Annotated in this window: 11 protein-coding genes; 9 read left to right on the top strand and 2 right to left on the bottom strand. The window is 55.3% G+C overall.

The window, feature by feature from the left end; translation table 11 throughout:
- Positions 1–285 carry a hypothetical protein gene (locus HACJB3_RS20855; protein WP_238532965.1) on the bottom strand — a complete coding sequence of 95 codons (285 nt, stop codon included), beginning with the start codon at positions 283–285 and terminating at the stop codon, positions 1–3.
- On the opposite strand from HACJB3_RS20855, the gene HACJB3_RS16670 reads away from it, so the two are divergent.
- The 3 genes from HACJB3_RS16670 to HACJB3_RS16660 all read left to right on the top strand — a co-directional run bounded on the left by HACJB3_RS16670 (position 169) and on the right by HACJB3_RS16660 (position 2,228).
- The gene (locus HACJB3_RS16670; RefSeq protein ID WP_238532960.1) at positions 169–771 is read left to right on the top strand and encodes a polysaccharide deacetylase family protein; all 603 of its coding nucleotides are present in this window, start codon (positions 169–171) and stop codon (positions 769–771) included. The genes HACJB3_RS20855 and HACJB3_RS16670 overlap by 117 nt on opposite strands.
- A 121-nt stretch (positions 772–892) precedes the next feature.
- Positions 893–1,081 carry a hypothetical protein gene (locus HACJB3_RS16665; RefSeq protein WP_238532947.1) on the top strand — a complete coding sequence of 63 codons (189 nt, stop codon included), beginning with the start codon at positions 893–895 and terminating at the stop codon, positions 1,079–1,081.
- 553 nt (positions 1,082–1,634) lie between these two features.
- Positions 1,635–2,228 carry a flavin reductase family protein gene (locus tag HACJB3_RS16660; protein WP_008415613.1) on the top strand — a complete coding sequence of 198 codons (594 nt, stop codon included), beginning with the start codon at positions 1,635–1,637 and terminating at the stop codon, positions 2,226–2,228.
- Between the two features lie 3 nt (positions 2,229–2,231).
- Here HACJB3_RS16660 and HACJB3_RS16655 read toward each other — a convergent pair whose 3' ends face one another.
- Positions 2,232–3,011, bottom strand: a complete 780-nt coding sequence (locus tag HACJB3_RS16655; RefSeq protein ID WP_238532946.1) for an enoyl-CoA hydratase/isomerase family protein — start codon at positions 3,009–3,011, stop codon at positions 2,232–2,234.
- A gap of 357 nt (positions 3,012–3,368) precedes the next feature.
- Between HACJB3_RS16655 and HACJB3_RS16650 the strand changes: the two genes are divergently transcribed.
- The 6 genes from HACJB3_RS16650 (at position 3,369) to HACJB3_RS16630 (ending at position 13,103) form a co-directional block, all read left to right on the top strand.
- Positions 3,369–4,145 carry an electron transfer flavoprotein subunit beta/FixA family protein gene (locus tag HACJB3_RS16650; protein WP_008415615.1) on the top strand — a complete coding sequence of 259 codons (777 nt, stop codon included), beginning with the start codon at positions 3,369–3,371 and terminating at the stop codon, positions 4,143–4,145.
- A gap of 55 nt (positions 4,146–4,200) precedes the next feature.
- Positions 4,201–5,154 (top strand): electron transfer flavoprotein subunit alpha/FixB family protein, encoded by a 954-nt coding sequence (locus tag HACJB3_RS16645; protein WP_008415616.1) that lies wholly within the window; start codon positions 4,201–4,203, stop codon positions 5,152–5,154.
- A 14-nt stretch (positions 5,155–5,168) separates the two neighbouring features.
- Positions 5,169–7,289, top strand: a complete 2,121-nt coding sequence (locus HACJB3_RS16640) for a heterodisulfide reductase-related iron-sulfur binding cluster (RefSeq protein WP_008415617.1) — start codon at positions 5,169–5,171, stop codon at positions 7,287–7,289.
- 529 nt (positions 7,290–7,818) lie between these two features.
- Positions 7,819–8,835 (top strand): DUF7260 family protein, encoded by a 1,017-nt coding sequence (locus tag HACJB3_RS19800; RefSeq protein ID WP_449267225.1) that lies wholly within the window; start codon positions 7,819–7,821, stop codon positions 8,833–8,835.
- A gap of 566 nt (positions 8,836–9,401) precedes the next feature.
- A complete protein-coding gene (locus HACJB3_RS16635) occupies positions 9,402–11,324 on the top strand; it encodes an archaea-specific SMC-related protein (RefSeq protein ID WP_008415620.1) in 1,923 nt (640 codons plus the stop codon).
- Positions 11,325–11,897: 573 nt separating this feature from the next.
- A complete protein-coding gene (locus tag HACJB3_RS16630) occupies positions 11,898–13,103 on the top strand; it encodes a Cdc6/Cdc18 family protein (protein WP_008415621.1) in 1,206 nt (401 codons plus the stop codon).
- Positions 13,104–13,167 lie beyond the last annotated feature (64 nt).

Genomic DNA, 13,167 nt, shown 5'->3' with positions numbered 1-13,167 from the left:
CTACCAATCGATAACCCGACGGTTGTTCACGAACAGAAACGACGAGCGCTCAGCCCGTATCTCAAGTTCGTCCGGAACCTTGATTCTGAGACGAGTCTCAAAACGCGCATCGAACACGTCGCCTACGACATCTTCGAAGACGGAATCGACTGGCTCGTCGATGCTCTGGTGAAAGCCGGGGTCTCGGCCGGCGTCTCCATACCTGCAAGTCACCTTGAAACAGACAAGACCGTTCGTGATGGGATTCGGCGACTCGTCAATACGGGCAACGAAGTCGTCGTCCACGGCTACCGACACACCTCTTACATGGAGACGCCCTACGAAACAGCCAACGCGGAACTTACCGCCATCATCAGCTGCTTCGATTCGAGGCTTGGCGTTCAGCCAGCGGGGTTTCACGTCCCTTTCATGCGGTGTAGTCGGGGAACGGTCCAAGCGGCCGAGGAACACGGAATCGAGTGGATTGTCGGCACCGAACCGTCAGATGTTGATACCTCAATATCGTTCCTCCAGCCGGAGTCTCCCTACGACCTTCAACTGTTTGAGCGGGGCAACGCCGGTCCAGCAGTCACCGAACGGATGGCCGAAACGGCTGAGGGCGGGTCGTTGTTGCTGTGTCATCCGAACATTCATGCTGTCCACGACGCCCGTAAGTCGTTTGCGGCGTTCCTCGCTGAGGGTTCTTTCGTGAAGCCGAGCACTGCTGCGGCCGACGAAACAGAACAACTGGGACTGCTCCTCGATTGTTTCCCACCGTTTCAGGTGCGATAGCGATGTGAATAGCTTTAGCCGTCTACGACGGTCTCACGGCACTCAATTTCGTCAGCGCATATGATTCCATCCTCACGCGCCGGAACGATGGACTTCCGCAATGAGGTTGAGTGGGATATGTATGATCGCCCCCCAAGTGACTGCGACGGGTGAGCTCACCTCCGAGACGACCGTAGTGTCCAAATCGCTGGAGGACTACGACACTATGATCGTTCCCAGTGGTATCGAAACTGCACTTTCAGTGGAGAAACATCCCGTCGTCTCATGGCTCTGGAGTGCCACTAACTACCGGTACAAGGTCTCCGTCTAAACGAAGGCACTCCTATTAGTTGTAGCTGGGCTCGCTGACGGCCGCCGAGTGACGACATATCCCAACGCTTACCATCCCCTCGCGAAGCGCGCTACCGTGACCGAGCGGCGGGTCGTCCAAGACCGTGATGTGATTTGGTTTCCGTTGGCAGCGTGGTTCAGCACTCGACATCGGGCTGTTCATCTCGGAACTGCTCATCGACGCTAAGACGCGTGAACGCCCGTATTATCAGAACTTTGTTATTAGTGCACAGATGCTTCGATGTCATTTGGGGCACGAGAGGCTGCCGTTTGACGTAGTTTGGAGAGATACGACTGCGATTCTTGCAGCATATTAATCATTATCAGGATACTTATCGAGACCGATTCTATTCCCCGGTTGACGGGCTGTTCCGAAATGATGAATCCGTAGAGCCCACCCATGAGGAAAAAGCCGGCGAGAAACTTGACTATACTTTGACGTAAACGTCCGCACCGGTTCTAACACCACTGAGCGGCCTGTCATGACCGAACTCTCAAACTATTTATCCTCGGATGCGAGAGAATTAATAGTAATGAAGGAGTTTCGAGTTAGCGATATTGATACACAGGTGAGCAGCCGCATCATCAAATCTGCAGTCACACCTCGACCCATCGGGTGGATTAGTACAACGAGTGCCGACGGGGTCGATAATCTCGCGCCGTTTAGTTGCTACAACTACATCAGTTCTGATTACCCTGTCGTGATGTTCAGTTCAAAAGTTAAGCAAGGAGGAAAGCCGAAAGATACCGCATGGAACGTTGCCAATACCGGCGAATTCGTTGTCAACGTAGTAACCGAACGACTCGCCGAACAGATGGACCAGACGTCTGCCGAACTACCCGCCGATGAAAGCGAGTTCGACTTCGCGAGACTCGAGCGCGCTGACTCAACGCACGTAACGCCGCCGCGAGTCGCCGACGCACTCATCAGTTTGGAATGCACGAACATTGAGTCACTAGATATCCACGATCGAGCGGTGTTTTTCGGTGAAGTCGAGACATTCCATATCGACGATGAGGTGCTCGTCAACGGTAAGGTGGAGATGGATCACCTCGATACTGTCGGGCGCCTCGGCGGCCCCTACTACACTAGCGTCAACCGAATGGAACTGACTCGGGAGTTCTGAAATTCATTGGCCCACGAAAGACGGGTCGCGTGATTCAAGGAAGGCGTCCATCGCCTCCGTCTGGTCGTGAGTATCGAAACAGGCCGCTATGGTTTCAAGGCTAGCGTCGATGCCGGACTCGATACCGTTTGAGCGTAATCCCCGGAACACCCGTGTCTGCATCTGTATGATTAAGGGGCTCTTTTCGGCCAATCGCCCCACGAGTGCGTCGATGCTGGCCTCGTAGTTGCCGGGTGAGACGGCTACGTTGATTAGCCCGATGTTCTCAGCTTCTGTTCCCGATATTACCTTGCCAGTGTAAACGAGTTCCTTTGCTTTCTGCAGGCCCACAAGTCGGACGAGAAGGTTACCTTGAATCCCCGTAACGAGTCCGATGTTGATTTCAGGAAGTCCGAGTTTCGCCTCAGCGGTCGCGACCCGGAAGTCACACGACATCGCCAACTCCAGTCCCGCACCAAGGGCATACTCGCCACAACAACATACTGTGACGGCGTCGAGGTTCCGAACGGCATCTATCATCCTATGAAGCCCCATCAGCATCTGTCGGGCTTCCGTTGTCGAGAGGTCTTTCACCTTATCGAGTGGGATACCCGCTGTCAACCCTCCCTTGCCGTCATCATCTGTGCCACGAATTACTAATACAGACACGTTCACCGGAACAGCCTCGATTTTCTCTCGAATCGTTGCAATGGTATCTGTCCCGAAGAGATTCAATTCACTACCGTCGATACGGAGCGTCGCCACATGTTCGTGATTGTCTCGTTGTGTGAGTGTAACTGCCATACGTCCTGCACAGCACGTCGGCAGATGAAGGTTTCCACAACTACTCTGGAGTGAATTCCGGCGAGAACCCCACCGATAGAATGTCTGGGAAGAATGGCGACCATTATCACGATGATTTCCATCCCGTCAAGCCATTGAATGAGCCGGCGCCACATTATCGATACTGAGGGGTTGACTTGACTCTTCCCAAGAGTCTCTTTACTGTTGCTACATAACATCATTCGAGTGATCTTGTCAGTGGCTTCCTGAGATAGTGACACGGCATTTTTTGGGTGCAATGACTGTTCACTGACTGAACTAAATAGAGATATCTCTGCCAAACACTTAATCGGGATGGTACTCAAGTGATACCACTCCATGAAAATTCTCACCACAGTAGCAGAAGTAGCTACCGTCGAGGAGGACTTCGAGATCGACGGCACCGCTATCGACGAACGGTACCTCGAGTACGACCTGAACGAGTGGGACGACTACGCCATCGAGGAGGCTGTCCGGCTCACAGAGGAGGGACTCGCAGACGAAGTCGTCACGGTGACAATCGGCCCCGAGCGCGTCGAGGAAACGATCCGCATGGCGCTCGCGAAGGGTGCCGACCGTGCGATCCGCGTCTGGGACAGCTCCCTCGAAGAGTTGCTCGACGTGGCCGCCAAAACGGAAATACTGCGGGCAGTCGTCGCTGAGGAGAAACCCGATCTAATCCTCACGGGCGTCCAGACCGGCGACGCGATGTTCGGCGCGACCGGCGTCTCGCTCGCCGCGGCGGTCGACTACTCGTGGGCCGCCGTCGTCAACGATCTAGAGTTCGACGGCGAGACCACGAGCGTCCACCGTGAACTTGAAGGCGGCGTCGAAGAGCTGACCGACGTCGAGACGCCCGCCGTCCTGACCATCCAGACCGGGATCAATGAGCCGCGCTACGCGAGCCTCAGAGGGATCCGACAGGCCCAAAGCAAGGAGATCGCAGTGGAGGACCTCGCCGACCTCGCCCTTGACGGGCTCGACAGTAAGCTTCGGCTGACAGAGATGTACGAGCCGGAGGTCGAAAGCGACGCGACGGTCTTCGAGGGGAGCGCCGAGGACACCGCCGTCCAGCTTGCGGGCGTCCTCCGCGAGAAGGGGGTGGGCGCACAATGACCACCAGTGTACGCTCGGCACACAAGGTCTGCGTTTTCACGGACGGTGAGAGCTAATGACCAGTGTTCTGGCGATTGCCGAACACCGACGGGGCGAACTGCGGGATGTGAGCGACGAGCTAATCAGCGCGGGTCGGGAGCTGGCCGACGACCTCAGCGGAGAGCTCCACATTGCAGTTATTAGCGGGCAGGTCGAGGAGTTCGCTCGCACGCTCTCGAGGGAGGGCGTCGACGTCGTCCATACCGTAGCCGCCGGCTCGGAGTTCAACCATGACATCTACGTGCAGGCCGTCGAGAGGCTTACCGCTGAGCTCGATCCGTCGGTCGTACTCATGCCTAACTCCGTCAACGGGCTGGATTACGGGCCCGCGGTCGCAAACCGATTGGATCGCCCACTGGTGACCGACGTGGTGGGAGCCTCCTTCGAGGACGGATTCGTCGCGACCCGCGAGATGTACGGTTCGAAAGTCGAGACGACCGTCGAGGTCGATGCCGAGCGGGTCACAGTGATGATCCGCGGGGGCGAGTGGCCCGGTGCGAGCGGTAACGGCGACACCGAAATCCGCGAAACGGAGATCGAGATCGACGAGTCGGCGGTCCACACGACCGTCACCGGCTTCGAGGAGGTCGGCGGGGGCGACGTCGACATTAGCGACGCTGAGGTGCTCGTCTCGGTCGGGCGGGGTATCGAGGAGGAGGCAAACATCGAACTGATCGAGGAGTTGGCCGACGCGCTAGACGCAACCCTGTCGTCCTCGCGGCCCATCGTTGATAACGGCTGGCTGCCCAAAAACAGGCAGGTCGGCCAGTCGGGAAAGACTGTCACGCCCGAGGTCTACATCGCCATCGGCATCTCCGGGGCGGTCCAGCACGTCGCCGGGATGAAAGGCTCGGAGACCATCGTCGCAATCAACACCGACCCGAACGCGCCGATCTTCGACATCGCCGACTACGGCATCGTCGATGATCTCTTCGACGTCGTTCCGGCGCTGATCGCCGAGTTCGAATGAATGAGTCGCTTATAATGATCGTTCAGACCGGCGGGGAGATCACCCGCGAGACGTTCTGGCAGATCGGTCCCCTCGCAAAAGGGATGTTCTACTTCCTCTCGGTCGTCGCCCTCCTCGTGTTTATCTACGGCGTCTACGAACGCCTCGCGCGCTATACCGAGGGCGAGCCCGATCCCCGCAACCGGCTCGATGGCTTCGCCTCCCGGGTCGTGAATGCGGTACGGATCGTCGGCTCGAACGAGAAGCAGTTCAATCGTGATCTGTACGGCGGACTGATGCACACCTTCGTCATGTGGGGATTTCTCGTGCTTCTGATCGGGACGACGATCCTCTTCGTCGACATGGACTTCTACCGTCCCCTCACTGGCGAGTCGTTCTGGGTGGGCGACTTCTATCTGGCCTACGCGCTCGTCCTCGACGCCTTCGGCCTGCTCTTCGTCGTCGGCCTCGGAATGGCGATGTACAGGAGATACGTCGTGCGCAACGAGCGCCTCTTTGGCCCCCACACGAGCATCGAGGACGACGCGTTCGTCTGGGTGCTCTTCCTACTGGGCGTCGGCGGCTTTCTCGTCCAGGGAATCGGGATGGTCGGCCAGGAGGCCCGCGCCGCCGAGACCGTGAGCTTCGTCGGCGTCTTCACCGCCACGCTGCTCGAAGCGGGCGGGCTGACCCCCGCGGGTGCGGCGGTGATCTACCCCATCGTCTGGTGGCACCACTCGATCCTCGCGCTGGTCTTCGTCGCCTGGATCCCCTATGCGAAACCGTTTCACATGCTCTCGTCCTTTGCGAACGTCGCGGCCCGCGACGAGAAGGCGGGTAGAGTCCTGCCGAACGTCCCGGCGGATCTGGACGCGACCAACGCCGAGTCCATCGACGATTTCACCTGGAAGGAACTGCTCGACCAAGACGCCTGCACCAAGTGCGGGCGGTGTTCTGCGGTCTGTCCGGCGAAAGCCTCGGGCAGGCCGCTCGATCCCCGCGACGTGATTCTCGATCTCAAGGGCTATCGGGCGGAGGTCGACGCCGGAGCAGGAAACAAGCCGATCATCGCCGACGGCGGCGCGTCGGTGATCGACAGCGAGACCATGGAGTCGTGTATGGCTTGCATGGCCTGCATGGACGCCTGTCCCGTCGAGATCGAGCATCTCAGCTCGTTCACCAGAATGAACCGCCAGCTCACCGACCAGGGCGACGTCGACGCGAACGTCCAGGACGTCTTCCAGAACGTGATGCAGAAGGGCAACACGTTTGGGGAGCCCCAGCGAAAGCGGGCCGACTGGGCCGACGATCTCGAGTTCGAGCTCACCGACGCTCGCGAGGAGGGCGTCGAGTACCTCTGGTACGTCGGGGACTACCCGAGCTTCGATGACCGCAACAAGCGGGTCGCGCGCTCGCTCGCGAGGCTGTTCGATCAAGCCGGCGTCTCCTTTGGGATCCTCTTCGACGACGAGCGCTACGATGGCAACGACGTCCGGCGGGTCGGCGAGGAGTTCCTCTATCTCGAACTCGCGGGCCACCACGTCGAGACGTTCGAGGACTGTGTGTTCGAGCGGATCGTCTGCACCGATCCTCACTCCTATAACACGATGAAGAACGAGTATCCCGAGGTCGACTTCGCGGAGTTCGCCGACGATCCGATGATGCCCTTCGAGTACGACGAGCGGTGGAACACCGAGGGTGAGATCGAGGTGCTCCACTGGACCCAAGCGGTGGAAAACCTCGTCCGGGAGGGGCGACTGGGGCTCTCAGGGGACGAACTCGACTACACGGTCACGTATCACGACCCCTGCCATCTGGGGCGGTACAACGACGAGTACGAGGCCCCGCGCGAGCTGGTGCGGGCGACGGGCTGTGAGCTGTCGGAGATGCCGCGCAACCGCGCAGATTCCTTTTGCTGTGGCGGCGGCGGGGGTGGGATCTGGATGGAGTTCGACGAGGAGCCAAAACCTAGTGAGGAGCGCCTGCGGGAGGCGCTCGAGGACACGGCGGCCGGCGGAGGGGTCGAGAAGTTCGTCGTTGCCTGCCCGATGTGCATGACGATGTACGAAGACGGCCGGAAGACCGGTGGCTACGAGGACGATATCGAGGTCGTCGACGTGGCCGAGCTGCTGATCGAGGCTGTTGAGACAAAGTGAAATAATTCAGTATATTGTCGCACATGTCAAACTAATCTGTCAGAGTTGAAATCTTGACCGAGCACTATGGGTCGAAACAACGTAAAGCGTGCCGAACTAGACAGTAAACATAATCAGACTATTGTTAATTGGTATCAATATGATTTGGAAGCGTACTATAGTAGCGAAATTAACCATAGTGGCTGTATCCTAGTCTCAATACGCTTGTCAATATATCATAAATAAATCAACAAATGAATATACACATACTCACTACATGTAGCCACAAGAGTTTGAGGCGCGTAAGACTGAGAACAACAGTACCTACGCGATACCAGAGGGTGATGGATTATCACCTTGTACAACATCAACCGATAGAATGAATCTAATGTTGCACAAGGCTTCTACTCATGCAGCTTTCATCTGCAATTTGTAGTTGCCGGAATCACTCAGATACAATTAATGAATTCGATCGGTGATTCGTATCGGCCTCCACAGGTTCCCTAATTTCGGCAGGAGAGTTATTTTCTCGTGTCGCATATGGTCTTGCATGAGAATAGTCTCTGTATCGTATCCGACTACTATACTGAGTGCTAGTTTCATTGGTATCCTTGCTGTTGGATCAGCTAGCTATATCGGTGAGTCAGTGCTAATAGGATGGATTTTGCCATCAGACCTCTCTAAAGTTGGTGTTTTTGTGGGTGCACCTACTGATCTTTACATGATACGGCCAATCGAACTACTCCATTCAAGGAGCGTTGCAACCAGTGGACTTACGTCCACGCTTATTACCTGGATTCCTCGCGCCAAAGACATCGTGCAGACAGAACAAAAGCGCACACGCGCTGAGCGGGATGCCTTCGAACACTTTGGCAACCGGGTTAGTGCACTTGAGCCACCATCCCCATCCTCGACTACTCTCCCTTCTGATTACGAACTCACCCGTTCTCTTGATCCACACCCCTCGTCACCATCGACAACGAACGAGATCGATGTTATTCAGCAGGCCTATCGAGACACTGTTCTGAATACTACCCATTACGAGGAAGAATATAATGAATCACTCGTGCAGAATATGACAATAGAGTTTGGAGAAAATCTCACTACCGCGATCACGACACACTCTCAACTCAATCCCTCGCTACAACAGGCCGTCATACAGTCAGCCACAGCAGCCAGCATCCGCCGAGCAAGATTCAGCAACCGATTGGACGACGAAATAGCGACACTCACTGACGTAGAGCAGACCCTGACAACCACTATTAAACGGTTTAAACAGGTTACTGAACGCCCCCGCCATCAACAATCAATTGAGGACCTCCAAGAAACTCATCAGGAACTCACTACGTGTCTCAAGACGTGTGAACAGCTCATCGAAGAGCGTCAAACGCAGCGAACAGACGGGTATACGGCTGAAGCACGCACGGATGGGATTGTGGATCTGCAAGAATACTTGTACTGTTCACTGGATGTTACCTATCCTGTATTAGTGGATGCAACGACAGTACTTGAGCACTGCACAACAGCATGTCGTCGAGTCGAAGACGAACTCGTTCTGCGGCTATAACTGGGTCGTGTTTTGCCTAGTAACATGGTGATAACGGAATTTGAAACTACTCAACAGAAAGGTTACGTTGGACCGTAATACTATTATTTTACCAGACTAGTCCTAATACTAATGTATTGAAAAGCTGCGTACTGACGACGAACTGCAGGCTGCCCATGAGAGCGATCGCTCTGGGTTCTCGAAGCCTTGCAATACATGCCAAGCTGTCCTCTGGCGAGATCCGTGACTGTGCTGAGATTCTAAAGACCGCGCTGAATCTCAGTAATTGAAACAATATTCAGGTTGCGATTAGTTACAGAAGGATTACAATTGTAGAACCAGCAGTATAGAGTAATGAACGACTGTCCTCAGTGTGGAAAACAGTTTCTCACCACAGACGCCGCCAACGGACATCGAGCGATGTGCCCGGAGAATTCCGATCGCGTCGTTCCAGACGATTGGTACCCCTCCTCTCACGGACGCTGGAGTACTGAGACAGATCCATCAGAGGTCTAATCAGCCCCTCATCGGTGACGAGAGTATATCTGAATGCTTATTGAAGACCCCGTCGTAAGACAGACCACAGAATGCCCTCGCTTCAGAACACACCTGCCGCCGTCGACGTCGAACATATCGGCGGCATTGACTCGACCTCAGTCGAATTCACACCTGGCGTGACCATCCTCGCCGGCAGGAACGCAACAAATCGAACCTCCTTCCTGCAAGCGCTGATGGCTGCTCTCGGCAGCGACCGAGCATCACTCAAGGGCGATGCCGACCAGGGGAGCGTTACCCTTTCCCTCGACGATGAGACCTATACGCGCGAACTCACACGGTCTCCCGACGGCGTCGCATTCGCTGGCGATCCCTATCTCGAAGAGCCACAATTAGCCGATCTATTCGCATTCCTGCTTGAATCAAACCCCGCTCGACGTGCTGTCGTTCGCAACGAAGACCTTCGGGAGCTCATCCTTCGACCAGTCGACGTCGAAGAGATCGAAGCCCGAATCAGCCAATTGCAAGCCGAAAAACGCGGGATTGACACTCAACTCAGCGAACTCTCGGAAGCTAGCCGTGAGCGTGATTCCTTCGAAGAAGAATACGCACGCGTTACCAACCAACTCGAGACCGCCGAGGCAGACCTTGAGGAGGCTCGCAACTCCTTGGAGACGGCCCAACAATCTACGTCCGACTCCGAAAGTACGGGGTCTGACCAACTCGATTCGCTCCGTGACGCACAATCCCAGCTTGAGGACACTACCTACGATCTCGAGACCGAGCAGGAAAGCGTCGCCTCGCTCGAAGCCGAACAGTCTGAACTCGAAGCCGAACTTGAGGAGCTCTCGGCTATCGATGAGGACGAATTGGATGATCTCGCGAGTCAAATCGAGCAGATTCGTGGCCAAAAGCGAGAACTCGACGAGATCATCGCCCAACTACAGACGGTCATCCAGTTCAACGAGCAGATCACTGAAGACGGTGTCACCAATCTGCTTGGTAAAGAGGGTCCATCCGAGACGGAAGCAGACGGGGGTGCGATCACGGATCAACTGCTCGCGGACCAATCGGACGACGTCACGTGCTGGACGTGTGGCTCGCAAGTAGGTACCGAACAGATCGAGTCGACGGTCTCTCGCCTCCAAGACCTCCGCCAAGAGAAAGTCGAACGACGTAATGAACTCTCTCGAAAACTCGAAGAGCTCACCGCCCAACGGAAGGAGTACACCAGTACGAGAGACGAGCGTGCCGAGCTCGAACGAGCGCTTGAAACGGCCGAAACAGAGCTTGCGGATCGGACTGACCGAATTAGTGAACTCGAAGCACGGCGTGAAGAACTCCTCGCAGAAACCGAGGATCTCGAATCGGCCGTCGAAGCTGACGAGGATGACGAAGATCTCCTCGCGGCTCAAAAGGAGGTCACCCAGCTCGAACTCAAGCGCGATCGTCTCGAGCGCAAACAAAACGCTCTCGCAGAGGATATCGAAAGTCTCGAATCACAACTCGACGAGCAAGAGCAACTCGAAGCCCGGCGTGAGGAGATCAACACAGAACTTGAGGAGCTCCGGACGCGCATTGAACGGATCGAGCGCGAAGCGATTGAAGCGTTCAACGGGCATATGGAGACTGTCGTCGAACTGCTTGAGTACGGGAATCTCGCACGAATTTGGCTCGAATACCGGAATCCGAATACAAGCAAGGACGCGACCTTCGAACTGCACGTGACGCGCAAAACGGACGACGATGCGACCTACGAAGATTCAGTCACACACCTTAGTGAGAGCGAACGTGAAGTCACTGGTTTAGTGCTGGCATTGGCGGGCTATCTCGTTCACGATGTGCACGAGGAAATGCCCTTCATTCTGCTGGACTCATTGGAGGCAATTGATTCCGCGCGCATCGCACAGTTGGTCGAGTATCTTGAAGAGTATGCCTCCTATATCGTGGTCGCCCTTCTGCCGGAAGACGCCGATGCACTCGATAACAAGTATCAGCGTGTCTCAGAGATCTAGCAGCGACCAGTAGCTGCCTAATGGATCGTCGAGACAGTGACGTTTCCAGTCGACACCAATAGTCACCGCGAGTTTCTGGACCAAATCATTTGGCAGAATGGTCCAACGAGACATCGAACACGTCAATGGGAATGAACCGGGAGCTAAGCTCTCCTCATCGACTTCGAGATTGAGGATAGCGCAACAATCCAGGTAGGGACACACCAGATTTCATGTGTTCTTCGCAAATAGACGGCCCAGTCAAGAGAAGATGCTGTCAACATCAAAGAGGGAGGGAAACCAAGAGGGACACACCAGATTTCATGTGTTCTATTCTTGCAAGAGACCGCCGACTACAACTACCCTAGTTACTAACTCCTACTTTAACTAATATAGCACTGCGACGCTACGGACCATTTCATTATATGAGGTATTAAAACTACCGCTAGTCATAGAGACTTCCGCAATCTCCACCCGAATCATTACCGGAGAACACATGAAATCACGGGTCCCCCTCTGTTTTAAATACTCTAAACAGATGAAACACGTGAAGCGGTGGTTTTATACTGTCTATCCCCAACATATCACATATTGATGGGACTGAAGGACTTCACACGCGAGGACCCCATCTTCACCGACGAGTCTGTCCTCCGCGACACCTACCAGCCAGACACCCTCATCGAACGCGACCCCCAACTCGCCGATTATCAGAACGCCCTCCGCCCTGTTATCAACAACGCACCTCCGAAAAATATCTTCGTCTACGGCCAGACCGGTGTCGGCAAAACCCTCTCCACTGATCTCGTTCTCGAAAAACTCACTCAAGACGCCAACACGTACGACGACCTCTCCATTGAGATCGTCAATGTCATCTGCAAAAGCCTCTCCTCCTCTTACCAAGTCTCCATCCGTCTCGTCAACGAACTCCGCGCTCCAGATGACCAGATTGCGCTCCGTGGACACGGCAGCGGTGACGTCTACGATATGCTCTGGACCGAGCTCAACCAGCTTGATGCCACCCATGTCCTCTTTGTGCTTGACGAGATCGACTCCATAGGTACTGACGACGATATCCTCTATGAACTTCCACGTTGCAACGCTAATGGCAACGTCGACGACACCTATATCGGTGTTATCGGCATCTCAAATAATTTTCAATTCCGGGACAACCTTTCGGCGCGCGTCAAGGATAGCCTCTGCGATGAAGAAATTCACTTCCCGCCTTACGACGCTGAACAGCTCCGGCATATCCTCGAAACACGCGCCCAGCCGGCGTTCCGCAACGATGTGCTCACCTCTGACATCATCCCTTTATGCGCTGCCTTTGCTGCCCAAGAATCCGGAAGCGCTCGTCGTGCACTCCGCATCCTGTACAAGGCTGGCGATCTCGCCCGGCAAACCGACCGGTCCACTATTACCGAGGCCGACGTCCGTGAAGCCGACCGTGTTGTTGAAGAAGGCAAAACTAAGGCCGAATTGGAAAGCCTCCCGGTTCAAAACCATATCACCCTGTACGCCATTCTCTCCTACGCGCTTGAAGACGAAACACCAGTCCGGCGTAAACAGATCTATCAACGGTACAAACTACTCGCAGACCAGATCGACGCTGATGTGAAAACGGCACGTACCATCCACGACCAGCTTTCTCAACTCACATTGAAAGGGATTCTCGATGTCGCCGAACGCAATGAAGGTATCAAGGGTGGGAACTACTACCTGTACGATTTCAACGTAGATACCGCGATCATCCGGGATGCGTTGGAAAAGCAGCATCGGATCGGCGACCTATTCGACAAGTAGCTCCACTCTCTGCGGTGCACAGAACAGATGAAACATGTGAAGTCACCCCTGTGTCCCTCCCCGC

It is taken from the genome of Halalkalicoccus jeotgali B3 (assembly GCF_000196895.1).
Lineage (GTDB): Archaea > Halobacteriota > Halobacteria > Halobacteriales > Halalkalicoccaceae > Halalkalicoccus > Halalkalicoccus jeotgali.
The sequence above is the reverse complement of the archived record's forward strand: the minus strand, read 5'-3'. Positions and strand labels throughout refer to the sequence as shown.

What these genes read in the sequence shown, in the direction of transcription:
- HACJB3_RS16660 (WP_008415613.1), top strand. Translation starts at nt 1,635, where the DNA reads ATGAAGGAGTTTCGAGTTAGCGATATTGATACACAGGTGAGCAGCCGC.
- HACJB3_RS16640 (WP_008415617.1), top strand. Translation starts at nt 5,169, where the DNA reads ATGATCGTTCAGACCGGCGGGGAGATCACCCGCGAGACGTTCTGGCAG.
- HACJB3_RS16635 (WP_008415620.1), top strand. Translation starts at nt 9,402, where the DNA reads ATGCCCTCGCTTCAGAACACACCTGCCGCCGTCGACGTCGAACATATC.
- HACJB3_RS16665 (WP_238532947.1), top strand. Translation starts at nt 893, where the DNA reads ATGATCGCCCCCCAAGTGACTGCGACGGGTGAGCTCACCTCCGAGACG.
- HACJB3_RS19800 (WP_449267225.1), top strand. Translation starts at nt 7,819, where the DNA reads ATGAGAATAGTCTCTGTATCGTATCCGACTACTATACTGAGTGCTAGT.
- HACJB3_RS16645 (WP_008415616.1), top strand. Translation starts at nt 4,201, where the DNA reads ATGACCAGTGTTCTGGCGATTGCCGAACACCGACGGGGCGAACTGCGG.
- HACJB3_RS16630 (WP_008415621.1), top strand. Translation starts at nt 11,898, where the DNA reads ATGGGACTGAAGGACTTCACACGCGAGGACCCCATCTTCACCGACGAG.
- HACJB3_RS16650 (WP_008415615.1), top strand. Translation starts at nt 3,369, where the DNA reads ATGAAAATTCTCACCACAGTAGCAGAAGTAGCTACCGTCGAGGAGGAC.
- HACJB3_RS16655 (WP_238532946.1), bottom strand. Translation starts at nt 3,011, where the DNA reads ATGGCAGTTACACTCACACAACGAGACAATCACGAACATGTGGCGACG.